The following is a 433-nucleotide window of genomic DNA, read 5'->3' as shown; positions in this document are numbered from 1 at the left end:
ATTGCACGAATTTGCACGAATTCATTGTCCATATAATTTCACGAATTCTAAAACTTCGTTTTATCTGTTATCATGAAATCACAACTCAGCAAAGTTAATTATTTAGGAAAACTTTAGACATTTTATCAATTAAAATCTTTGTAAATTTGCATTGCTTTATAAAACTCGAAACCCGCAACATTAAAACTCGCAACCAACAATTTGAGATACTTTCTAGAATTTGCTTACAAAGGAACTAACTATCACGGATGGCAATATCAGCCAAACGCAACTTCTGTACAAGAAACTTTGACCAAAGCAATTTCCACCATTTTAAAAACCGAAATTGAACTCGTTGGTGCAGGCCGAACCGATTCTGGTGTTCATGCCAAGCAAATGTTTGCGCACTTCGATTACGATTTAGAAATTGATGTTCCTTATTTAAGTCATAAAC

General features: G+C 33.7%; 1 pseudogene. It reads left to right on the top strand.

Features of this window, described 5'->3' with window-relative positions:
• Positions 1 to 201: 201 nt before the first annotated feature.
• Positions 202 to 433: pseudogene (locus DIU01_RS03370) on the top strand (tRNA pseudouridine(38-40) synthase TruA); the annotation flags it as partial.

The organism is Flavobacterium sp. (genome assembly GCF_003525665.1).
Taxonomy (GTDB): domain Bacteria; phylum Bacteroidota; class Bacteroidia; order Flavobacteriales; family Flavobacteriaceae; genus Flavobacterium.
This window is presented reverse-complemented; position numbering and strand designations above follow the sequence as displayed.